The 23,640-nt window shown below is 70.0% G+C and carries 13 protein-coding genes; 8 read left to right on the top strand and 5 right to left on the bottom strand.

What is annotated here, in order from left to right:
* Nucleotide 1 precedes the first annotated feature (1 nt).
* On the bottom strand, nt 2–1,216 hold the full coding sequence (locus KIT14_14275; GenBank protein ID MCW5891698.1) for a thiolase family protein: 1,215 nt from the start codon (nt 1,214–1,216) through the stop codon (nt 2–4).
* Between the two features lie 28 nt (nt 1,217–1,244).
* Nucleotides 1,245–3,080 (bottom strand): hypothetical protein, encoded by a 1,836-nt coding sequence (locus KIT14_14280; protein ID MCW5891699.1) that lies wholly within the window; start codon nt 3,078–3,080, stop codon nt 1,245–1,247.
* 439 nt (nt 3,081–3,519) lie between these two features.
* On the opposite strand from KIT14_14280, the gene KIT14_14285 reads away from it, so the two are divergent.
* The 3 genes from KIT14_14285 to KIT14_14295 all read left to right on the top strand — a co-directional run bounded on the left by KIT14_14285 (nt 3,520) and on the right by KIT14_14295 (nt 13,509).
* Complete coding sequence (locus KIT14_14285; protein ID MCW5891700.1) at nt 3,520–7,560, top strand: hypothetical protein; 4,041 nt, start codon at nt 3,520–3,522, stop codon at nt 7,558–7,560.
* 277 nt (nt 7,561–7,837) lie between these two features.
* Nucleotides 7,838–12,235, top strand: a complete 4,398-nt coding sequence (locus KIT14_14290; protein MCW5891701.1) for a hypothetical protein — start codon at nt 7,838–7,840, stop codon at nt 12,233–12,235.
* A gap of 77 nt (nt 12,236–12,312) precedes the next feature.
* Nucleotides 12,313–13,509: a right-handed parallel beta-helix repeat-containing protein gene (locus KIT14_14295; GenBank protein MCW5891702.1), complete on the top strand. Its 1,197-nt coding sequence runs from the start codon at nt 12,313–12,315 to the stop codon at nt 13,507–13,509.
* A gap of 290 nt (nt 13,510–13,799) precedes the next feature.
* Here the strand turns inward: KIT14_14295 and KIT14_14300 are convergent, their stop codons facing one another.
* The 3 genes from KIT14_14300 to KIT14_14310 form a co-directional block, all read right to left on the bottom strand.
* Nucleotides 13,800–14,369: a hypothetical protein gene (locus tag KIT14_14300; GenBank protein MCW5891703.1), complete on the bottom strand. Its 570-nt coding sequence runs from the start codon at nt 14,367–14,369 to the stop codon at nt 13,800–13,802.
* A gap of 103 nt (nt 14,370–14,472) precedes the next feature.
* Entirely contained in the window at nt 14,473–14,757 is a 285-nt protein-coding gene (locus tag KIT14_14305; GenBank protein ID MCW5891704.1) for an HU family DNA-binding protein, read from the bottom strand.
* A 195-nt stretch (nt 14,758–14,952) separates the two neighbouring features.
* Nucleotides 14,953–17,580, bottom strand: a complete 2,628-nt coding sequence (locus KIT14_14310; protein MCW5891705.1) for a VCBS repeat-containing protein — start codon at nt 17,578–17,580, stop codon at nt 14,953–14,955.
* Between the two features lie 457 nt (nt 17,581–18,037).
* Here KIT14_14310 and KIT14_14315 point away from each other — a divergent pair, with 457 nt between their 5' ends.
* The 5 genes from KIT14_14315 (at nt 18,038) to KIT14_14335 (ending at nt 23,639) form a co-directional block, all read left to right on the top strand.
* On the top strand, nt 18,038–18,334 hold the full coding sequence (locus tag KIT14_14315; protein ID MCW5891706.1) for a hypothetical protein: 297 nt from the start codon (nt 18,038–18,040) through the stop codon (nt 18,332–18,334).
* 247 nt (nt 18,335–18,581) lie between these two features.
* The gene (locus KIT14_14320; protein ID MCW5891707.1) at nt 18,582–19,328 is read left to right on the top strand and encodes a HAMP domain-containing histidine kinase; all 747 of its coding nucleotides are present in this window, start codon (nt 18,582–18,584) and stop codon (nt 19,326–19,328) included.
* Between the two features lie 15 nt (nt 19,329–19,343).
* Entirely contained in the window at nt 19,344–20,771 is a 1,428-nt protein-coding gene (locus KIT14_14325) for a sigma-54-dependent Fis family transcriptional regulator (protein ID MCW5891708.1), read from the top strand.
* 619 nt (nt 20,772–21,390) lie between these two features.
* Nucleotides 21,391–22,113, top strand: a complete 723-nt coding sequence (locus tag KIT14_14330; protein ID MCW5891709.1) for a polysaccharide biosynthesis/export family protein — start codon at nt 21,391–21,393, stop codon at nt 22,111–22,113.
* Between the two features lie 29 nt (nt 22,114–22,142).
* Nucleotides 22,143–23,639 (top strand): hypothetical protein, encoded by a 1,497-nt coding sequence (locus KIT14_14335; protein MCW5891710.1) that lies wholly within the window; start codon nt 22,143–22,145, stop codon nt 23,637–23,639.
* Nucleotide 23,640 lies beyond the last annotated feature (1 nt).

Consider the following 23,640-nt stretch of genomic DNA (forward strand, 5'->3'; position numbering starts at 1 on the left):
ACTAGAGCGCTTCGAGGATCGTCGCCGCGCCCTGGCCCATGCCGCCGCAGATCGCCGCCATGCCGTAGCGTGCGCCCCGCCGCCGCATCTCGAGCGCGGTCGTGCCGACGAGCCGAGCCCCCGAGGCGCCGACGGGATGCCCGAGCGCACAGGCGCCGCCGTTGGGGTTCATGCGCTCGGGGTCGCGCAGCCCGAACTCGCGCATCACCGCGAGCGGCGCCGACGCGAAGGCCTCGTTCACCTCGACCACCGCCATGTCGTCCCACCCGAGGCCGCTGCGCTCGATGGCGCGGCGGGCGGCCGGGACGACGGAGTAGATGAGATCGGTCGGATGGCAGGCTCCGGTGGCGATGGTGTGGATGCGGGCGAGCGGGGCGATGCCGTGGCGCTGCGCCGCCTCGGCCGACATGACGAGGCAGACGGCGGCGCCATCCGCCTGGCCCGACGAGGTGGCCGCGGTGATGCGGCCGTCCCCGCGGTACACGGGAGCGAGGCCGGCGATCTTCTCGTAGGTCGTGTCGGCACGCGGTCCCTGGTCGTCCTCGACCCGGATCGCGTTGCCGTCGAGATCGAGGCCATCGACCGGCACGATCTCCTCGCGCAGCCGGCCGCGGGCGGCGATCGCGCGCTCGTGGCTGCGCAGCGCCCAGCGATCCATCTCCTCGCGCGTGATGCCGTAGCGGTCGCAGAGGCGCTCGGCGCCCTGACCACCGTTCAGCTCGATCGGGTTCACGAGGTCGAAGAGCTTCGGGTTCGGGTTCATGGCGGCCAGCATGTGGCCGCCCTCCTTGATGACCGCGTCCATGTCCATTCCGTCCTTGATGGTGGGGATGCGGAAGTGCGTCATGCTGTCGAGCCCGCCGGCGATGAAGACGTCGCCGAGGCCGCATTGCACCTGCATGGTCGCGAGGTGGACCGCCATCATCGCCGTGGTGCACGCGCGCTCGATGCTGGTGCCGACGACGTGATCCGGGAAGCCGGCGAGAAAGGGGACGGCCGTGCCGGGATGGGCCTGCTCGCCCATCATCTCGACGGCGCCGAGGATGACGCCGTCGACGTGGCCCTTCTCGATGCCGGCGCGCTCGACGAGGGCGTTCAGCGCCACGACGGCCAGGTCGTCGGAGCGCACGGCGCGGAACACGCCGCGGCGCGGATCGGCCCGACCGAAGGGCGTACGAACGTAACCGGCGAGGACGGCGTCGCGGAGAGCGGCCATGGGCGCCGCGTCTACCGCACGCCGCTTCTCACTGGCAAACGCCGTTGAAGCACACCTTGCCGTTCGCCCCGCACGGGGTGAAGTTCGGAAGCTGGCTGTGCCCGCAGGTCGCGACCGGCGCCTCGATCGGACCGTTCAGGGTGCAGAAGTCCGCCGTGCAGGGGTTCGCGTCGCTGCACAGCTGCGACGCACCCGAGGTGCAGATGCCCTGCTGGCAGGCGTCGAGCGTCGTGCAGGGGCTGGCGCCGGCACACGAGGTGCCGTTCGGCAGGGGCGTCTGCTTGCAGCCGAGCACCGGATCGCAGGAGCCCGCGGTGCACGGGTTCGCATCGTCGCAGTCGACCGCCGTGCCGCCGATGCAGGTGCCGCGGATGCAGGCGTCGCCCTGGGTACAGGCGTTCTCGTCCGTGCAGGCGGCGCCGTTCTCGAGCGGCGTACGCTTGCAGCCGGTGGCGGGCACGCAGGTGTCGGTGGTGCAGCTGTTGTCGTCGTCGCAGTTGCGTGCCGGCCCGCCGACGCAGACGCCGCCCTGGCAGGTGTCGTTGGTCGTGCAGAGGTTGGCGTCCGAGCAGCCGCTGCCGTCCGGGCGCGGCTCGTTCACGCAGCCGCGGGCCGGGTCGCAGTCGCGCGTGCAGGGATTGCCGTCGTCGCAGCTGGGCGGCGTGCCGGGGACGCAGATGCCCGCCTGGCAGGTCTCCTCGCCGTCGCACTTGTCGCCGTCGTCGCAGTCCGCATTGCTCTCGCAGCGGCAGCGGCACTGGCCGGGCTGCCCTAGCTCGATGCGTCCGAGGCCGCTCGGGTCGCCCGGGATGCAGTCGCCCGGGCAGGCGGCGTCACCGTTCGGCGCCGAAAGATCACACTCCTCGGCGATGCTGCGCTGCCCGTCGCCGCAGCCGCCCTGGAGCGCGACCACCGCCCGCTTCGAGACGGTGACGCGATCGGCGATGATCCGCCCGATGACGGTCGCGCTGGCGCCGACGCCGACCTTGCCGCCGGGTACGCGCACCTGCGCCACGACCGTGGCCCCGCGGCTCAGCTTCATGGCGGCGCCGGCGACGTTCACCTGGATGTCGCCGGCCAGCAGCGGCTCGCCGGCCGAGGGCCCGAGGTAGCCGCGGCCGGCGATGCCGATGCGCTCGCGCACGTTGACCACCACGGCGTTGTCCGCGCTCACGCGACCCTCGAACGCCACCTTGAGAGCCGCGATGTCGTAGCGTCCGACGCCGGCTCCGCCGGTGTAGCCGCGCAGTCGGAGGCGGCCCCCGCTCGCCACCGTCAGAGCGCCGTACCGGCCGGGGGACAATATCCGGGTCTGGCCGGCGGCCACGCTGATGTCCTCGGTACCGGCGGTGAAGGACGCGAAGGCGGGGAGGGTGGCGAACACCAGCGGTGTCCGGAACGGGTAGGGACCTCCACCGGCCAGGTTCGCGTCCCTGGCCACGATCGGGTCGTTGGCGAAGAGGCGACCGAGGTTGGCGCGGGAGAGAACCTTCGTCTTGTCCCCGACCACGTGGCCGGTGACAGGCAGCGCACCGTCCTTGCCGAGGGCGAGGAAGCCGTCGGCGGCGGTCGCCGCGATGCTGCCCCCGACGATCACCGTGCTGCCGCCCAGCTTCACCTGCTTGCCGCCGATGATGGCGTAGGCGCGGAAGTCGCCGAGCGGGACCGCGCAGGTGCAGCGCTCGATCACCGGCGGCAGGATGCAGGCGCCGGGGCAGGCGGCGTCACCGCCGGGCGCGGAGGCGTCGCACGCCTCGGCCGGCTGCTTGATCCCGTCGCCGCAGACGGCGTGTGCGGTCCGTGCCAGCGGCGGCACACATGCAAGGAGGCCGAGCAGGATGGTCGAGGTGAGACGAGTCCGCATGGACCACGCCGCAAGGCAAGACACGTGCCATGAGCGTTGCGGCGATTACCCGAAAAACCTGAGGAAACTCAGCCACGCGGGCATGTTTCGCGAGCGGTAGCGCACGACAGCGCGGAGCCGCGATGCCCCTCCGACCAGGGGACGAGGAGGGTCGGTCGAGGCCTCGAGGGAGGTGAGCGGATGCGAGGAATTCGCAGCGACCGCGTTGCGGGAGTGCAGGTTTCGGGCGGTCATGTCGGGTGGTTCCCCCACTTCGTCGGAGCGCAGCACACACAGCGCCTCCGCCGGCGGATGGAAATGTTCCTGGATTTCAGCCGGTTACACCTTGCCTCGACGCACCTGGTCGTGGCATGGTTCCTGCTCGATGGGAGGCCGTATGCGTGTGGGGACGAAGATTACATCGACACTTTCGGTACTTACGGCCATCGTTGGGATGGGCGTGCTGCCCGGGACGGCACACGCGCTTCACCGCGAGACACCCGGGGCGGTGCAGATCACCAACGGTGTGTCCCACGTCCACTCGACCGGTCGATCGTGGGGCAACTACCTCACGTTCGTCTCGAGCCAGGACCTCGCGGGCACCGGCAACACGACGAAGCAGGTCTTCGTCTTCAACCTCGCCGCCTACGACTGCGCGAAGGGGACGACGGTGCCGACCACGCCGTGCCCGCCGGCGACGACGCCCCATATCTGGCAGCTGACCACGGGCAACGGCCAGCCGGACAACCCGAGCGCCGGCACCCCGTCCAACGGCGCCACCATCGGCGACCTGTGGGTGGCCTTCGACGCGCTCGGCTCCTTCTCCGTGCCGGGCGCGCTGAGCCCGCTCAGCGGAGCGGCCGGCAACCGCCGGCAGATCTACCTCGCCAACCTGAAGACGGGCGAGTACCGCCGCGTCACGACGGCGGCGGACGGCGACAGCATCCGCCCGTCGGTGAACGTGCTCGCCGGCGTCGTGGTGTTCGAGTCGACTGCCACCGCGCTGAGCGGCATGCAGAACCCGAGCGGCACGTCGCAGGTGTACGCCTATCAGAAGGGCAACGGCGCGATCACGCGCATCTCCCAGTGTGCGACCGGCCCGTGCAACGCGAGCGGCAACAGCCGGTTCCCGAACACGAACCGGGACGGTACGAGGATCGTCTTCGAGTCGACGTCCGACCTCATGGGCAACGGGCACGACACCGGGGTCTGGCAGATATACTTCGCGGACTTCGCCAAGAACGGGAACCCCCCGAGCAGCACGCTGTACCGGCTGACCAACGGCAACGCCTCGAGCCACAACCCGCACATCGCCGAGAACGGCCCCGTGGTCGCCTTCGACACCACCGCGACGAACCTCCCCGGCGTCGCCGGTGGCGCTGGCCGCCGGGTCGTGCTCGCCAACGTCTCGACGCCGGCGGCGCCCACCTTGCTGGGCATCACGACCCCCGAGGTCTACGGCGACTGCAGCTACCCGGCACTCAACCCCGGCGCGACCGCCACCGGCGCCACCCAGTTCCAGGCACGCGTACCCATGATCTGCACCGGCGACCCGCTGCAGAACGGTACGACCGGGAACCGGGCGTTCGTCTACGACACCACCGGCACGCTGAACCAGATCACCGGCGCCGGCGACGTGCAGGGCCCGCTGGCGGCGAACCTCGGCCTCTGGTTCATGACCGTCGCCACCAGCAGCGATCTCACCGGCGGCGGCGTCTGCGGCTATCAAATCTACTCGATCAACTACAACGTCGAGCAGAACCCGAACACCGGCTGGCTCCCTGCGACGCAGATCGGCCAGCTGCCGCCCGACTCGCTCGGCCAGCGTACCAGCAGCGTGGTCGGCCTGCGCAACTTCGAGGTGCTCCCGGAGTCGAGCTCGACGCGCCTCACGAACGCGGCCGGCACGACCAACGCCGCCGTACCGGCGGGCGTGACCATCGGCCTCGACATCGGTGCCCCGAGCGGCTTCAACGGCCAGGCCCCCATCAAGGTGCCGAAGGCCCGTGTCGTCCTGCCGCCGGTTCCGGTCCCGAACCTCGGCGCCATCTGTATGAAGGCGGTCGGGGACGGTACCGGCATCATCGACTGCGACGGCGGCCCGTCGCAGGCCAACGTGCTCCTCTATCGCGATCACAACATCGACGACACCGACCCCAGCTGCTTCGGCGGCTGTCGCGAGGACGACGCCACCTGCCAGGGCTCCCTGATCGGGCCGCACCGCGGCGACATCGGCCTCGGCGTCTGCAACGGTCCGCTGGTCGAAGACTTCACCGGCAGCTACGCCGCCGGCGGCGCGCGCGTCTCGATCCCCGTCGCCTACGGCCTCTCGACCGGTGCCGGCCTCGACGGCGTCTTCTGCACGGCCGACGACATCTATTCGAGCGTGCAGGGCGTCACGGCCACGCTGCGGCTGACGACCGGCAACGCCGGCGCGACCATCGACGACCGCGACAACGTCCTCATGCAGTCGATCTCGGCCGCCGCCGTGGGGACACCGTTCGAATGCAACCGCGTGCGGGCGGGCGACCTCGCCGGCGCCAAGCTGGTCGGCTTCCTGCCCATCCTCGACGCGCCGGTCGCGCGCGACGTCGTCCTCGGCTTCTCGCTGGTTGCGGCGCCGAGCGCGAACAACTCCTGCGGCGCGAGCTGCGGGTCGGACTTCGACTGCGACGACGGCGACCAGTGCAACGGGGCCGAGACCTGCAACCTCACCACCCGCCGCTGCGTCGCCGGCACGCCGCTCGTCTGCGACGACGGCAACGTCTGCAACGGCACCGAGGTGTGCGATCCGCAGCAGGGCTGCGTCGCCGGCACGCCCTGCAACGACGGCAATCCGTGCAACGGCGAGGAGACCTGCTCGCCCACGACCGGATGTCAGCCCGGCACGCCGATCGTCTGTACCGACGGCAACGCCTGCAACGGCCTCGAGACCTGCAACCCCGCGAACGGCCAGTGCGTCGCCGGCACCGCGCCGGTCTGCGACGACGGCAACCCCTGCACCAACGACGGGTGCAACCCGGCGACCGGGTGCACCTACATGAACAACACCAACCCGTGTAACGACGGCAGCGCCTGCACGGAGAACGACGTGTGCGCCGGCGGCCAGTGCAAGGGCACGCTCACGTCCGCCGCCCAGATCTGCAACGCCGGCAACGGCACGGTCTGCGACGGCATCGAGCAGTGCAGCCCGGCGACCGGCGCCTGCGAGGCCACGCCCCTCGATTGCGACGACGGCAACCCCTGCACGGACGACATGTGCGACCCGGTGCTCGGCTGCCAGCACGTGAACAACACCGCGAGCTGCAACGACGGCAACCTCTGTACGCTGAGCGACGTGTGCAGCAACGGCGTCTGCGGCGGCGTGCCGCTGCCCTGCGGCGACGGCAACGCGTGCAACGGCATCGAGACCTGCAACCCGACGACGGGCCAGTGCCAGGCCGGCACGCCGCCGAACTGCGACGACGGCGACGTGTGCACCAACGACGCCTGCTCGGTGGCGGTCGGCTGCGTCTACACCTACAACACGAACCCCTGCGACGACGGCAACGCCTGCACCGGCACGCCCTCGATGCGCGACCAGTGCAGCAACGGAGCTTGCATCCCGGGCGCCGTCATCAACTGCAACGACGGCAACGTCTGCAACGGCACCGAGATCTGCGACCCCGAGATCGGCTGCCAGGCGGGTACGCCGCTCGCGTGCAACGACGGCAATCCCTGCAACGGCGTCGAGACCTGCAGCCCCGCGGCGAACGGCTGCGTCGCCGGCAACCCGCTCGTCTGCGACGACGGCAATGCCTGCAACGGCCTCGAGACCTGCGACCCCTCGAGCGGCTGCTCGCCGGGCACGGCGCCGAGCTGCGACGACGGCAACCCCTGCACCGCCGACAGCTGCGATCCCACCGCGGAGGGCGGCTGCAAACACGTCCCCCTCGACGACGTCCCCTGCGACGACGGCAGCGCCTGCACCCTGGGCGACGTCTGCACCGCCGGCGTCTGCGGCGGCACGCCGCAGGAGTGCGGCGACGACAACCTCTGCAATGGAACCGAGACCTGCAATGGACAAACCGGAGTTTGTGAGGCCGGCACCCCCGTCGTCTGCGACGACGGCGACGAGTGCACCATCGACAACCCCTGCGATCCGCTCCTCGGGTGCAGCTTCACGCGCGTCCCGAACTTCGTGGTCTGCCGTCTGGACCAGATCAGTAGCCTGGTCCGGGCCGCCCAGCCCTTCGACGTCGGCGGGCGCAAGCGCCAGAAGGTCCTCCTGAAGCGTCTCGCCCAGGCCCGCCGCAGGGCGCAGCTCGGCCTGATCGGGACCGGCAACAAGGCGGTCCAGAACCTCCGCCGCTCGGATCGCCGCCTGCAGTCCTTCATGGGGCTGCTCCAGATCGGCCTGCTGAAGGGCCGCGTCCAGGCCGAGATGGGCGAGCGGCTGCTCGGGCTGGCGTCCGATACCGAGGGCGAGATCACGACCCTCGTGCGCAACACTCCGCGCTGAGCGATACCCCACACGCCATCGCACAGCGCAAGCGGGCCGCCCGGGACCTCGTCGTTCCGGGCGGCCCGTGTCGTTTCGGGCACGGATGAGGGCGGAACATCGAGCTCGTGCAGCCGTGCACCGTTCACGCATGCACGATACGGCCCCGCCCTTTGGTCGGACATGTAACGCCCTATGGTCTGAGCTGGAAGCCGTTGATTTTACTGTGATCCAATCGTTCTGAACGCATGGCGTCACGCCAGGGGAGTGGCATGTTTTCTGCTGCCTCACGCGCCCAATGCGGACAAAGCGGAAGATCTCTTCGTCCGGCCTCCTGCTGATCCTGCTTGGATTCGCGGCCGCCCTCACTCCGATCACGGCATTCGCGCTCCATGAGGAGTCGCCTCCGGTCACCCGCCTGAGCAGCGCCGACGATCACTTCCATCCGCCCGGCCGCTCGTGGGGCAACTGGTTCGCGTTCTCCTCGACGCAGGACCTGCTGAACATCGGCCCGGCCCGCGCGCCCGGCCGGCAGATATACCTGTTCAGCATGGGCTTCTTCGACTGCTACCAGGGCACGACCAAGTCCTGCTCCGACCCGAACGCCCCGGACGACTGTCAGCAGACGCCATGTCCGCCCGCCGGCACCCCGTACCTGTACCAGGTGACGAACTTCCCCGGCGACTTCGACAATCCGTCGGTGAGCGTGGCCCCCGCCTCCACCGATCCGCAGCGGCGCTACTACGACCACTGGATCGCCTTCGACGGCCCGGGCAACTACCTCGTAGCCCCGGGGACCTCTCCGCATCCGTCGCACAGCCGGCGCCAGGTCTTCATGTGGAATCAGCACACGCGGGAGTACCGTCAGGTCACGACCGGGACCGACGGCGACAGCGTCAAGCCGTCGCTCAGCCGCGGCGGCCAGATGATGGTGTTCGAATCGACCGCGTCGCTCGGCGGCTTCCCCAATCCCGCCGGCGTGAAGCAGGTCTATCTCTACCAGCGCAGCCAGTCGGGTCTCGGCGGCATCGGCTCGCTGAAGCGGCTCAGCGTCGGCCCGGCGCCCGCCAACGTCATCGGCCTCGGCGCGAGCACGGCGCCGATCCTCAACGAGAACGGCACCGGCGCCGCCTTCCAGTCGACGGCCGACCTCATGGGCTCCGGCAACGACACCGGCGTCTCGCAGATCTTCTACGTCGACATCGACAAGCGGAACTTCGTCACCAAGCTGACCCAGGTGACGAGCGGCAACGGGCCGAGCCGATCGCCCCATCTCGGCTTCACCCGCACGCCGAATCCGCTCCCCGGCGCCGACAACCGGCGCAAGATCCTCCTCTTCGAATCGTCGGCCACCAATCTTCCGGGGCAGGTCGCGGGGACGACGGGCAACAACATCTACGAGGTCCAGATCGCCGGCCTGCCCGACGACAACGGTGATCCGGCGAGCACGGTCACGGCGATCACGACGCAGCTGCTCGGCGACTGCCACTACCCGAGCGTCGATCCGTCGGGGAATCGTCTCGGCTTCGTCTGCAAGGGCGACCCGTTCCAGAACGGCACCACCGGAAACCGCGCCTTCGCCCTCACGCGCAACAACGGCCAGCTCTTCCAGCTGACCGGCGCGGGCGACATCCACGGTCCCATCGGCCAGAACATCGGCCAGTGGTTCATGACCGTCTCGACGACGAGCGATCTCACCCAGGGCGGCAGCTGCGGCTACCAGCTCTACGTTCTCGACTTCACGCGCAGCCGCTGGGCGGCGGCGACGAGCCTCAACCAGGCGCCGCCCGACGTCGTCGGCCAGAACCCGACCTCGGTCATCGGCCTGAAGAACTTCGAGTTCGCCCCCGGCACCGGGGTGGGCGGTACGCAGATCGCGATCACGACGCGCGACGGGACGTTCACCGGCAACCTCGCCTCGATCCCGAACACCGCCGAGGAAGGCCGGCTCGGTCTCAACATCGGAGCCCCCGACGAGTTCTTCCGTGAGGCGTCGGTGAGCGTGGCGATGAACCGCGTCAAGCTGCCGGCGGTGCCGATCCCCGGCTACGGCGCGGTCTGCCTCGAGGCCACGTCGGCGCCCATGGGTCTGCTCGACTGCGACGGCGGCGCGCTGAACGGCGATCTGCTCTCGCGCCAGGACCACCTCACCGACGACGTCGACTTCTTCTGCGAGAACGGCTGTCGTGAGAACGACGTCTCCTGCCAGCCGCTCGGTCTGTCGGGGCCGTACCTGGCGCAGTGTCCGACCTGTAATACGACCACGCGCACCTGCGACGGCGGACCGAACCACGGCATCGGCTGCAGCTCCGACGCCACCTGTCAGCTCGGCGTGCCCTGCGCCCAGTGCCCCGTCTGCGACACCGTCACCCAGGTCTGCACGGGCGGTCCGGCGGTCGGCTTCCCCTGCAGCTCCGACGCCACCTGCCGCGTCGGGCTGACGTGCAACGTGGTCCCGGCCTGCAACGGCCCCCTCACGGTGCAGTCGCAGGGGCTCTATCAGCCCGGCGGCATGCGCCTCATCGCGCCGGCGAAGCTGTCGATGAGCCTCGCTCCGGGCAAGGACGACAAGTGGTGCACCGCCGACGATCTCAAGTCGTCGGTGCAGGACGTGCCGACCGAGATCCGCCTGACCACGGGCACCGCCACCGCGGAGATCCAGGACGCCGATGCCCAGCCCGGGCTGACGATCCCGGTCAGCGTGACCGGTGCGCCGTTCGACTGCACCCGCCTGCGCGCCGGTGACCTCGCCGGGGCACGCCTGGTCGGCACCGTCTCGCTGCTGAACCTGCGCACGAACCCCGGCATCCGCGATGCGATCCTGAGCCTGCGCCTCGAGCCGAAGACCAACACCGCCAGCTCGTGCGCTGCCTTCTGCCAGACCTCCGCCGACTGCGACGACGGCAACCTGTGCAACGGCACCGAGAGCTGCGTCGCCAACCGGTGCCAGTCGGGCCAGCCGCTCATCTGCAACGACGACAACGTCTGCAACGGCGCCGAGACCTGCCATCCGGTGCTCGGCTGCCAGACGGGCACGCCGCTCAGCTGCGACGACGGCAACGCCTGCAACGGCACCGAGACGTGCCACCCCGTCAACGGCTGCCAGACGGGCACGCCGGTCACCTGCACCGACCCCGACGGCGATCCGTGCACGGGCGAGCCGGTCTGCAACCCGGCGAACGGCGCCTGCGTGATGCAGCCGCCGCCCACCTGCAACGACGCCAACGTCTGCACCGACGACTCCTGCGTCCAGTTCGTCGGTTGCCAGCACGTGCCCAACTCGAATCCCTGCAACGACGGCAGCGCCTGCACCGAGAACGACACCTGCTCGGGCGGTGTGTGCGCGGGCCAGCTCACGGCCGCCGCGGTCATCTGCAACGCCGGTGACGGCAACGTCTGCAACGGCGCCGAGGCCTGCAACCCGGCCAACGGCGCGTGCGCGCCGGGGACGCCGCTGGTGGTCGACGACGGCAACCCCTGCACCGACGACATGTGCGACCCGATCACCGGGGTCAGTCACATGCCGAACACCGCCGGCTGCAACGACGGCAACGCCTGTACGTCCGGCGACGTCTGCTCGGGCGGGACGTGCGCCGGCACGCCGATCACCTGTGACGACGGCAACGTCTGCAACGGCGTCGAGACCTGTGATCCGAGCAGCGGCTGCACCGATCCGCCCGACCTGGTCTGCGACGACGGCAACACCTGCACCTCGGACAGCTGCCATCCGATCAACGGCTGTCAGAACGTGCCGGTGACCAACGGGACCGGGTGCACCGACAACAGCCTCTGCACGACCGGCGACAGCTGCCAGAACGGCGTCTGCACCGGCACTCCGATCGTCTGCGACGACGGCAACGTGTGCAACGGCACCGAGAGCTGCGATCCGGGCAGCGGTTGCCTCTTCGGGGTGCCGCTCGACTGCGACGACAACAACTTCTGCACCAACGACTCGTGCAACCCGGGCTCGGGCTGCGTCAACGCGCCGAACAGCAATCCGTGCAACGACGGCAGCCTCTGCACCACCGGCGACGTCTGCTCGGGCGGGACCTGCGCCGGCACGCCGGTGAGCTGCAGCGACAACAACGCCTGCAACGGCGAAGAGACCTGCAACCCCGGGACCGGCGCCTGCGAGCCGGGCCTGCCGCCGTCGTGTGACGACGCCAACGTCTGCAACGGCGCCGAGACCTGCAACCCGGCGACGGGCTGCGTGGCGGGCGCGCCGCTCAACTGCAACGACGGCAACGCCTGCAACGGCCTCGAGACCTGCGATCCGAGCGGCGGTTGCCTCCCGGGCACGCCGCCGAACTGCAACGACGACGACGTCTGCACCGCCGACTCGTGCGACCCGGTCCTCGGCTGCGCGAACGTCCGCGATCCGAACTACGCCCTCTGCCGCATGAACGTCCTCGCGGACACGCTGCTGGCGACGCCCGGAGAGAGCCTCGGCGGGGTGCGCAAGAAGCGCAAGCTGATCCGCATCGTCACCGGCAGCATCAAGCTGCTGCAGAAGTCGCTCGCAGCGAACCCGCGGCAGGCGGCCGTCAATCTGCGGCGCTCGCAGCGTAAGCTGCTGAAGTACACGAAGCAGCTCCAGAAGTACGTCGACAACCGCATCGTGTCCGGTGCCGTGGGTGACCCGCTCCTCGAGCTCGGTCGCGTCGCGGCGCTCGCCCTGCAGGAGCTCGGGCAGTGAGGGCGCGCGGAACCGAGGGCTTCCCCATGTCGCTCACCGCCTCGCACCGCCCCGCGGCACACGCAGGAGGACACCACATGACCCGCCGGCTCCTTCCCGCCGCGCTCGCACTTGCCGCCGCCCTGGCGTCCTCGGCGGCGGCCGAGATCCGCTACGTCAACGACGCCACGCCCGACCCCTTCCAGTGCGAAGGGGCGCCGTACTCCACCATCGGCGCGGCGCTGGCGGTCTCACAGGCCGGCGACGAGATCCGCATCTGCCCGGGCGTCTATCCGGAGCAGATCGTCGTCACGACCGACATCCGGCTGACCGGCGTCCCGCTCGGCACCGCGCGGCCGCTCATTCGGCCGACCGCGCTGCCCACCTCGCGGCCGAGCCTGCTCGGCGGCGCTCCGGTGACGGGCGCGATCATCGCCGACGCGGAGTCGGCCCGTATCCGCAACCTCGACGTCGACCTCGGCGCCATCGGGGAGACGTCGTGCACGCCGCTGCTCACGGGCGTCTACCTGCGTAACGCGAGCGGCATCGTCGAGGACGTCAACATCCGGAACGTCTACGGCGGCACGGCGTGCGACAGCGGTGTCGGGCTGTACGTCGAGAGCGGCCAGATCCGCGATGAGCTGGGGAAGCCGATCCTCGGCCTCGCCCGGGTCATCATTCGCAGCACCAACTACGAGGGCTACCGGAAGGCCGGGCTCGTGGGCGCCGGCCCGCGCACGATCCTCAGCGTGAAGGGCGGCACCGCGACCGGTCCCGGCGACGGCGGCGGCATCGTACCGTACGGCCTCCAGATCGGCTTCGACGCCAAGGCGCGGGTCTCCGGCTTCACCACCAGCGGCAACCGCTCGAGTGATCCCGCCCGCGCGGCCGCCGGCTTCCTCGTCTGGCGCACCGATCAGATCACGATCCGCAAGAGCTCGGTGACGGACTCGGACGAAGGCATCCTCGTCGTCGGGGATCGCGTCAAGGTGAAGAAGAACAAGCTGTCCGGGCTCGGCCGCGACGGCCTGGTCTTGCTCGGTGACGCGAACATCGCCACCGGCAACCTGATCGAGGCGACCAACGTCTCCGGCGCCTTCATCAACGGCAGCCGCAATACGGTGCGCGGCGGCGTCATGCGCAACCTGCCCGTCGGCCTCTGGTTCCAGAACGGGATCGGCAACCGCTTCGGCGGCGTGCGCTTCGACGTCGTGCCGAAGGCGACCCAGGGCCTCGAGGCCGGCATCCGTGCCGACATGACGGAGGCGGCGGCCGCGCCCTTCACGACCAACTGAGTAACCGGCACGGCGCGCGCGCGTCGTTGCCGTTCCTCGAAGCCGGGCCGGGTGACTCCGCGGAGTCACCCGGCCCGCGTCGCTTCTGGGGCGTACCGCGGAGGCGGATCGCAGCTCCGGTCACGGCGCTCGGCTCACATGCGGAGCGATACGGCCGGCAAAGGGCAGTGCACCGCGGGCGGCGGCTGGTTGCCGCCTCGACCGATGCGGGCCGACGGCCGTCGGAGACGAAACGGCCCGCCGCGGCAGGTGCCGGGGCGGGCCGTCGATCGATCAGCGGCTCGGGCGCCTCAGTGGAGCGGCTCGAGGTTGAGCCCGACGACCGGCGTGTCCATCGCCGTCCAGTCGTCGAAGTAGCCCCCGTCCTTCGGCTTCAGCTTGAAGCTGCTGCCGAGGAGCGCGTCCGGGCTGAAAATGCGCAGCGAGCGCCCGGCGGCGCGGAAGAACCCGACCGGATAGTCGTAGAACGCGGCGTGGGCGAAGCGGACCGCGATGTTCGCCTTCGACACGTCGTAGGTCGGCAGGGCCCCGACGGCCTCGCAGCCGCCGCAGGCGTATTGGGCCCAGAGCCAGTCGTACTCGCTGACGATCTGGGTGGTGCCCAGCTGATAGCCGGGCAGCTGCATCTCGACCCGGTAGTCGTTGTCGCGCTGGAGGCGCACGACCGCCGGCGTGGTGACGACCTGCTGCTTGTCGTCCTTGAAGTTCGGGCCTCGCTGGGAGCCCTGGGTGGTGATGGTCGCCGTTGCGCCGGCCGGATTCGAGACGATTTGCACGTCCTGGTAGGGACCGTGTGCGATCGTCGCGCAGCCGCTCAGGAGCGCGAGGGACGTTGCAAGGAGCAGGGGTCGCCGCTTCATGGATCACCTCCCGGCGGACGCCGCGCCGGCCCGTCGGGTCCGGCGTCGTCTCCGCAGCGCGACGGCCTCTCCCCCCGGAGCGGGCGCCGCGGATTCAGGGTGCTCACTTGGGCTTGCCGAGCACCTGCTCCTTGAAGGTCTTCGCCACCGAGAACCCGACCTTCTTGCGCGCCGGGATCTTGATCGGCTCGCCCGTCTGCGGGTTGCGCCCGACGCGCGCCTTCATCTTGCGAAGCCGGAAGATACCCAGCCCGGGGATCTTCACGGATTCGCCCTTCTTGACGCTCTTCACCACCGTCTCGACGAGACCGTCGAGGATCGCGTCCGCTTGCTTCCGGCTGACGTCGCCCATCTCCGCCAGCTTCGTCACCAATTGCGCCTTCGTCATCGCCGCACCTCCATCCGTGGGGGCCAGGTTGTTCCGATTCACTCGGAGAAACGGCGTCGCTTCTACGGCAGCGCCATGGCGAGTGTCAAGAAAAGCCGCGCCCATCAAGGGGTAGCGCGGTATCGCGCGCGGGAGGCCACGCCCCGCAGCGGGTTGCGCGTCGGGGCGTGCGCCGGCCGGCGGATCGGCGATGCTTCAGCGCACCTCGCCGATGCGGAAGGCCTTCGACTCGGTGACGTCCCACTGGTCCTGGCGCTCGACGTAGGCCTGATCGACCGCGTCGCGCGGCAGGCAGCCGGCACGGCCGCGCACGCGGTCGCGCATCTCGGCGCCGGCATGGGTCGTCACCGGCGGGACGTCGACCGGCGTCGGGCTCGACGCCTGCTTGGCGGCCACGGCGTAGCCCTCGTAGGTGTTGCCCGCGACGAAGACCGGCCCGCTCTGCTGCAGGCGCAGCGCGCTGTCGGCCTTGCCGCCCTCGGCGCGCGCGTGCGTCCCGAGCACGAAGAGCGAGTTGACGATGTTGCCGCTCGCGGAGGCCTCGAACCGCGTGCCCCAGAGCGTCCAGTCCTCGACGATGAGGTTGCGCAGGTCGACCACGGCGGAGCCGGAGACGAGGGGGCCGCGGATCCACTGCTTCATGATCCAGGTGTGATGCACGCTGACGTTCGTCGTCGAGCCGTATTTTAGGAAGATGGAGCGCGTGTTGCCGGCGAGGAAGCAGTACTGGACGGTGACGTCGCGGGCACCGTAGCCGATCGAGATGCCGTCGTCGGAGGCTCCCGTCGACGAGACGTGACTGAAGACGATGCGCTGGGCGCCGTTGCCCTGCGCGCGCAGATTGTCGGAGCCGTTGCGCAGCCGCAGGTTGCGGACGATCACGTCGCTGCCGCGCACGTCGATCAGGTTGACCGAGGCGCCGGACCTGGCGACGAGCGTGGCGCCGTTGCCCTCGATGGTGACGAAGCTGCCCTCGAGACGCGGCAGGCTCTTGCTGATCTGGATCGGACCGGGGGTGTCGAAGCGGACGATGGTGCGCCCGGCGTTCGCCGCCTGGATGGCGGCCCGTACCGCCGCCTCCGTCGGCTCGCTCACGATGACGACCCGGCCGCCGGCGCCGCCGGGCGTGTCGGCGCCGAAGCCTTCGAGCGGATCGGCGTCGTTGTCGTCGGGGCCGCCCGGCGGCGGCGGCAGGACGTCGTCGCCGACCGTGATCGTGACGCTGGCCGTCGTGCTCTGACCGCCCGCCGTCACCGTGACCCGCGCCGTGTAGGTGCCGGAATTGAGATACTCGTGGTCCGCGCGCGCGCCGGCCGCGGGAATCGCCATCGTGGAGGCGAAGACGGGCCCTTCCGGCGGAATCGCGCAGCGGCCGTCGCGCAGCTTCTGCTCGGCGCGCTTGATGTTGCCGACCGTTCCGTTGAGCTCGGGCAGCTTGGGAAAGCCGCCCGCAATGGCCTGCGCCTTCGACTCGCGCGAGTACCGCAGGGAGGCTGCGTAGCGCTCGCATCCGGAGCGGTCGACGTCGTTGAACAGGTAGATGCCGCCGAGATCGTGCGCGATCTTCTGGAGGTACCAGCGCGCCACGCGATCGATGCGGTTGGTACCCTTGCGGGCGATCGGACCGATCTCCTGCACCGCGGTCAGGGGCACGAGGTTCGTGACCAGCGCGAGGTAGGCGCTCACCGCTTCCGGATACTTCTTGCCGTCGCGCTTGCTGCGGGCCGCGGTGTAGGCCGGCGGCGCTGCCTTGATGCCCACGGCGGGGTTGCCGCTCGGCGCCGGCGGGCCGCCGGTCAGACCGTCGCCGAACGACCAGGAGTAGGCGAGGGCATCGCCGTCGGCGTCGCTCGAGCCGCTGGCGTCGAGCTGCACGCGCAGCGGCGGCGGTCCGGCCACCGGAGTCGCCGTGAGCTTCGCGATCGGCGCGCTGCCGCCCTTCGGGGGCGGCGGGGGCGGCGGCGTCGCGCTCAGCTCGCCGGGACGCAGCGCCGGGACGGCAGGCCCCGAGCCGGGATCGGCGATCGCCCAATCGGAGCGCAGCTTCCAGCCGCGACCTGTGTTCTCGTACGCCACCGAGCGCGCGCTGCCGTCGGCGACGATCACGTCGAAATCGCCGTCGCCGTCGAGGTCGCCGAGCCCGGGATTGGTGCGCGTCGAGGTGCGCGGCAGATCCCACCCGGGCGCGCGTACGAACGGCGCACTGGGATCGCCGGTGGCGAGGAAGGCGTAGACGTCGCCCGGTGCGGTGCCGACGAGGAGGTCGAGCCGCGCGTCGCCGTCGAGCCGACCGAACGCCGGACGGGCGTACTGCGCGCCGCCGGCGAAGTCCCACGCCGTGCGCCGCTGCCACTTCGGGCCACCCACGCCGCCGACGTTCGCGAACGCGACGATGGCGCCGCTCGCGGCACCGATCAGCAGATCGGCGTCGCCGTCGCCGTCGATGTCGCCGAGCGCCGGCGCAGCCGCCGAGCCGACGTCGAGACCGGGGTCCCACGCGGCGCGGCGCTCCCACACGGGCGCGGCGTCGCTGCCGACGTTGGCCCATGCCTGCACGAGGCCGCCGTTCTCGCCGACGAGCGCATCGTGATCGCCGTCGCCGTCGAGGTCGGCGAACGTCGGCGCGGCGTAGCCGCCGACGTCGGGCAGGTCGCTCGTCGCGCGCGCCTTCCACGGCATCGCGCCGCCGACCGTCGAGTAGGCGATGCTACGGCCGTTCGGGAGACCGAGGTAGAGCACCGCTGCGTTGCTTGCCGTCGCCGAGACGGTGAGTGCCACCGCACCCGCCATCGACGTCCACCACTGCCGCGTGTTGCACTGCATTCCGGGCGTCGCGGGTTGCAGTCGGCGTGCCGCACACGGATGCCCGGAATTGCTGGTACGCGCAGGCTGCGAGTGCACACGCGCGTCCGCGAGCGGCGGCGCGATGCCGGACGCTCCGCGAACGCCGCTGCGCAGCGCGTGGCGAACGACGAGCGTCGCGAGCGGCGACGACGCGCACGGCGCGCGCGCGCATGGACGGCGCACCACACCCGCGCGGGCGGCTGCCGCGAGAAACGCTGCATCCTGCGAAGCGAGTGCGGCACCGCCCGCGGGTGACGCGCAGGAACATGCCGGCAGTTGTTGCGCGCTCGCAGCGCGCGCGAGCGGTCGTGCATGTCCGCAAGGCATCTGCGTGCAGGCGGACGTCGAGAACGCCCGTCCCGGCTGGCGAATCACCTGCGCGCGTGGCATCCGACTTGCTCGACGCCAAGCTGCGCCCAGGAGGGGCAAACCGCTCGTGCACGACTCGTCCGGCAACGACACCGTCCGCGAGGTGCTGGATCGCATCCTCACCTCCTACGAAGACATCGACCGTCGCTTCGCTGCGGCCGGCGGGCTCGGCAGCCTGCTCAACCTCTACGAGCAGGTTCGCCGCGAGCTCGAGCGCGTGTCCTATGCCGAGATCGATCGCATGACCGGGGAGATCAAAGGCGTCATCGAGGCGCTCCTCAAGATGGACTACCAGCTGAAGCGGGTGCACCACCTGAAGCTCACGTTCGACGCCCGCCCGCTCGGCGCCGCGCCCGGAAGCTGAGCCCGCATGCGCTCGCCGCCACCGGGCGGCGGGCTTGCGCGAGCGCCACAGCGAGCGCCGTGCGCCGCACGGATGCGCGATTCGTGCTTGCAAGCGTGAGGCATCCGGGCCTACACTCGGGGCTCCTCGTCGCCATCCCGGGACGAGCCCCACGCGCATGCCGCGCGAGCTTGCCTCCAGTCGTTCCCGTCGCTCGACCTACCGGAAGACGGTGGCGTCGCGCGGTGTTGCATCCGACGTCGCGCCGATGCGCGACGACGTCACCGCAGCGGCGCAATCGCAGAGCGACACGCCCGCACCTGCACCCGCGCACGGTCCGGCGCGACCGCTCGCGGCCCGCAGTGAGACGGCGCCGCCGGCGGCGGTGCAGGAGCGGGTGCTCGCGGAAGTGGGACACGAGCTGGGGAACTTCTTCCACAAGCTCTACTACTGGGCCGAGTACCTCCAGGAGCGCCGCGCCGGCCATGGCGGCGACACCACGGCCACCCAGATGCTGGGGCGCACGGTGCACAACCTGGAGGAGTTCCTTCGCACCACGCTCGACTTCTTCCGTCCGATCACCCTCACGCCGATGAGCCTCTCCGTGACCGAGCTGGTCGCGGGCGTCCTCGGGCAGCTGCGCGCGCAAGCCGACGGCATCTCGCTCACGGTCACCGACCCGGGTGCGTGGGAGGGACACACGGTCGTCGTCGATCCCGTGCGACTGCCGCCGGTGTTCCTGCTCGCGATGCGGCGCCTGGCCGAGCAGGCGGCGCCTGGCAGCCGCCTGCGCGTCAGTCTCGCCGAGGTCGAGCAGGGCGGACGAATCGGACTCGAGGTCGCGTTCGCACTGGCAACACCGGGCAACACCACGTCGCTGTTCCAGACGGCGGCGGCGGGGATCGAATGGGCGGTGGCGGAGCGGGTGGTGGCCCTGCACGGTGGGGCGCTCACGGAGCACGACGCCGGGCAGGACGAGCGACGCATCGTCGTCTTCCTGCCGTTTCACGCCTAGATTCGAGGACCCCGAATGGAAACCCGCATCCTCATCGTCGACGACGACCCCTTCATCTGTCGCCAGCTCGAAGAGCTCTACGTCTCGCAGCGCTACGCCGTGTCGTGCGCGCCCAACTCCACCGAGGCGCTGCGCCTGCTCGGCGAGCACGACTTCGCTCTGGCCGTCGTCGATCTCAAGATCCCGGGTACCGACGGCATCGGCCTCACCCGCGAGATCAAAGACCGCTGGCCCGATCTCGACGTCATCATGATCACCGGCTACGCGAGCATCAAAGGCGCGGTCGAGGCGATCAAGCAGGGCGCGAGCGACTACATCACGAAGCCGTTCCAGAAGGAGGAGATCCTCCTCGCGACCGAGAAGATCCTCGAGAAGCGGCGGCTGCTCGACGAGATCAACTACCTCCGCAGCCAGCTCTCCGATCGTTACTCGTTCGCGAACATGGTGAGCCGCAACCGCGTCATGCACGAGATCTTCGAGACGATCTCGGTGCTGGCGCAGAACGACGCCACGGTCCTCATCTACGGCGAGTCCGGCACCGGCAAGGAGCTCGCCGCGCGCGCCATCCACTATCAGGGCAAGCGCAAGAACGGCCGCTTCGTCGCCATCAACTGCGCGGCGTTCCCCGACACGCTGCTCGAGTCCGAGCTCTTCGGCTACGAGCGCGGCGCGTTCACCGGCGCCGTGCACGACCGCGTCGGCAAGATCGAGCTGTCGAGCGGCGGCACGCTGTTCCTCGACGAGATCGAGTCGATCTCGCTCAACATGCAGCTGAAGCTGCTGCGCGTCCTCGAGGAGCGCGAGGTCGAGAAGCTCGGCTCGAACCGCCGCATCAAGGTCAACATGCGGATCATCTGCGCCACCAACATGGACCTGGCGCAGGCGGTGGCCGAAGGCCGGATGCGCGAGGACTTCTACTACCGCATCAACGTCGTGCCCCTGCGCATCCCGCCGCTGCGCGAGCGCATCGAGGACATCCCGCTGCTGGTCGGCGAGTTCCTGCGCAACAGCGAGATGGCGCGCGAGAAGGGCATCAACCGCCTCTCGAACAAGGCGCTCTCGCAGCTCATGAGCTACTCGTGGCCGGGCAACGTGCGCGAGCTGGGAAACGTCATCGAGCGCGCCATCCTGCGCACGAGCGGATCGGTGATCCGCGAGGTCGATCTGCCCGGGCACTCGAGCGTGGGCCGTGAGACCGCGAACGGCACCGGACGCCAGTCCGGCTACGACTACGAGGTTCCGCTGAAGGAGTATCTGCGGCGCGCGGAGAAGGATTACCTGACCCGCGTCCTGCGCAAGTACCGCGGCGGCATCAACCTCACGGCCAAGCACGCACTCGTCGATGCGGCGACGCTGCACCGCAAGATGAAGCTCCACGGTCTCCGGCGCGAGGACTACCGCCTGCGGGGCGGGAAGCTCGACGCCGCCGAGGCCGTCGGCTGACGCGGCCGATCGGCGCCGTCTCCGCGCGGGCGTCTCTCGCCCGCGCACATCGCGCCGATGCGGCAACTGCCTTGCAGTGATGCACGGATTGATGCGCCATGACGAGAGGTGTGACCTGGATCGTGCGCCATCGCACGATCCGATGTGCGCGCGCGGCGGGCGGCTCCGGCCCATGTGCCGCCGGCGCCCGTCCGGACGGGGCGGTGCGATCGTGCACGGACGCCGCATCAGTGCGAGGCATCGAGCGATTCCTCTGCGTTTGCGCGAGGGTCGAAAGCGTCGAGAAATCAACGGCTTTCCCGTCATGGCGCGATGTGGCGTGGCATTGAAATTGCACACCCGCAGGCCAAGATGCGCTGGACCTTCGCACGCCCTCGCCAGTTTCTCCAGGGCGTCGCGACCGTGGCGAGAACCCGGGCAGCACTGCCGCCGCCGGCAGCGGCTTCGGGCGGACCAGGTGGGGGCAGGTGAGGGCGGCCCGGCACGCCGGCACCGACAGCGGGGAACGCGAGCGCACCGAAAGGTTCACATGACGATGAAAACGCTAGGAAACCGGGATCGTCGGCGCTATACGCCAACCTCGACGGAATCCGCGATGTCCCCCCGTGTCTCCGCGCGAATGCTGCTCGTCGCTGCCGGCGTGGCCTGCCTCCTGGTCACCGGGTGCAGCTCCAAGCGCAGCTCGGTTCCGCCCGGCGCGAACGTGGCCCCGGGCGACATCGCCGCTCTCGGTCCGGCGCCCGTTCCGGAGGTCGGCCCCGACTACCGCATCCAGGTCGGCGACGAGCTCCACGTCCGCTTCCTGCACCACCCCGAGATGAACGAGCAGCTGCCGGTGCGTCCGGACGGGCGCATCTCCCTCGGCGCGACCGGCCAGATCGAGGTGGTCGGTATGACGCCGGCGCAGCTCGAGACCGCCATCGTCGACAAGTCCTCCGACCGCTTGCGCAATCCGGTGGTCACGGTGGTCGTCACCAAGGTCGGTGAGCAGCGCGTCTACATCGGCGGCGAGGTCGGCAAGCCTGGCTACGTCACCCTGCGCAACGACATGACGGTCCTCCAGGCGGTTCTCCAGGCGGGCGATTTCCGCCGCACCGCCAAGCTCGACGGCGTCCTCCTCCTGACGCCGCAGGCGGGCGGCACGTTCAGCGCCGCGCGCGTCAACATGGAGCAGGTCGTGGACGAGGGCGTGCCGGAGCGCGTGCGCCTGCGGCCCAACGACATCGTCTACGTGCCGCCGTCGACGGTCGGCGAGATGATCAACGTCGTCGACCTCTACGTGCGGGGGCTCATCCCCGTCCTGCCCCGCGTCGGCGTGGGCTACTCCTTGTCGGGTAACTAGGCCCGCACACGCCAGGCAGAGGACCCCCCATGGCCACCCTCCAGAACCTCCCCGCAGAGACGACCCTACTCCCGGCGAACCCGTCCGGGACGCCCGCCACCACGCTCGCCGCGCGCAGCTTCCTGTACGCCGTCTTCAAGCACCGGCGCCTCGTGCTCGGCGTCTTCGCGCTCGTCTTCATCGGCTCGACGATCGCCGCGTTCATGCGCCCGCGCGTATGGCTCGCGAGCTCGAAGGTGCTCGTGAAGCTGGGTGAGACGGTCCAGCTCGCACCGGCCGAAGCTCCGTCGCGCAGCATCAACCTCCCGCTCAACCAGGAGGTGGTGAAGACGGAAGCCGACATCGTGAAGAGCTACCAGGTCGTCGAGCAGGCCGTGCAGCAGCTCGGGGTGAAGCCGGAGGCGGGCGTCAGCATGGCGGAGCTGGTCGACGGGCTCCGCCGCGGGCTCGTGGTGTCGCAGACGCCGGGCACCAACATGCTCCAGATCAGCTTCATCGGGAAGAATCCCGAGCGGGCTGCGCGCATGGTGAACGCGATCACCGACGTCTACATCAACCACCACAACAAGGTGTACCGTCGCGAGGGGCTGTACTCGTTCTACAACGAGCAGTTGCGCATCCTCGAAGTGCAGATGAAGGAGGCGCAGGAGAAGCTCCGCGCCTACCTCAAGAAGAACGACGTCGTCGATGTCGAGCAGGAGATCAAGCTGCTCTCGAACGACGCGGTTCAGCAGGAGAAGGGGTACCGGGCCCACCGGGCCAAGATCAAGGCGATCGAGCGCAAGATGGAGCACGTCAAGGGAAACCTCGCCAAGACGCCGCCCCAGGTCGCGTTCTCGCAGGAGTTCACCTCGAACCCCACGGCCGTGGCGCTGAAGGGCGAGCTCACGAAGCTCGAGGTCGAGCGCTTCGATCTGCTGCAACGCTACCAGCCGGGCTCGCGGGAGGTGCAGGACGTCGAGGCCCGCATCGGCAGCCTGAAGAGCCGCATCCGGGGCGAGCAGAGCAGCATCCTCGGCAAGGAGACGGTGCGCAGCAACGACCTGCACACCGAGCTCCAGCGCAACCTCATGTCGCTCGAGACCCTCTACGCCGACGCGAGGGCACGCGAGCCCGCCATGCGCCGCCGCCTCGCGGCGACGCAGAAGCGGCTCCACAAGCTGCGGGATCGTCGCTTCGTGATCGCGAACCTCCAGCAGCAGGCCGAGCAGAAGAAGTACGCCTACGACCTCTATTGGAAGAAGCACGAGGAGGCCCGCATCACCGAGGCCATGACCGACCAGAGCATGGTCAACGTGAGCGTGGTCGAGCACGCCAATCCGCCCCTCGAACCGGAGAACGGCCTGCTGCTGCCGCTCCTCCTCGGTCTCGTGGGCGGTCTCGGTCTCGCCACCGCGATGGCGGTCGCCGTCGAGTACATGAACCGGCGCCTGCGCTTCGAGGAAGAGGTCGAGCGCTACCTCGAGCTCCCGGTGCTCGCCGTGATCCCCGATCTCGAGACCGCCCCCGATCTCGCGAGCGCCTGAC

This window comes from bacterium, assembly GCA_026129405.1.
Lineage (GTDB): Bacteria > Desulfobacterota > Binatia > DP-6 > DP-6 > JAHCID01.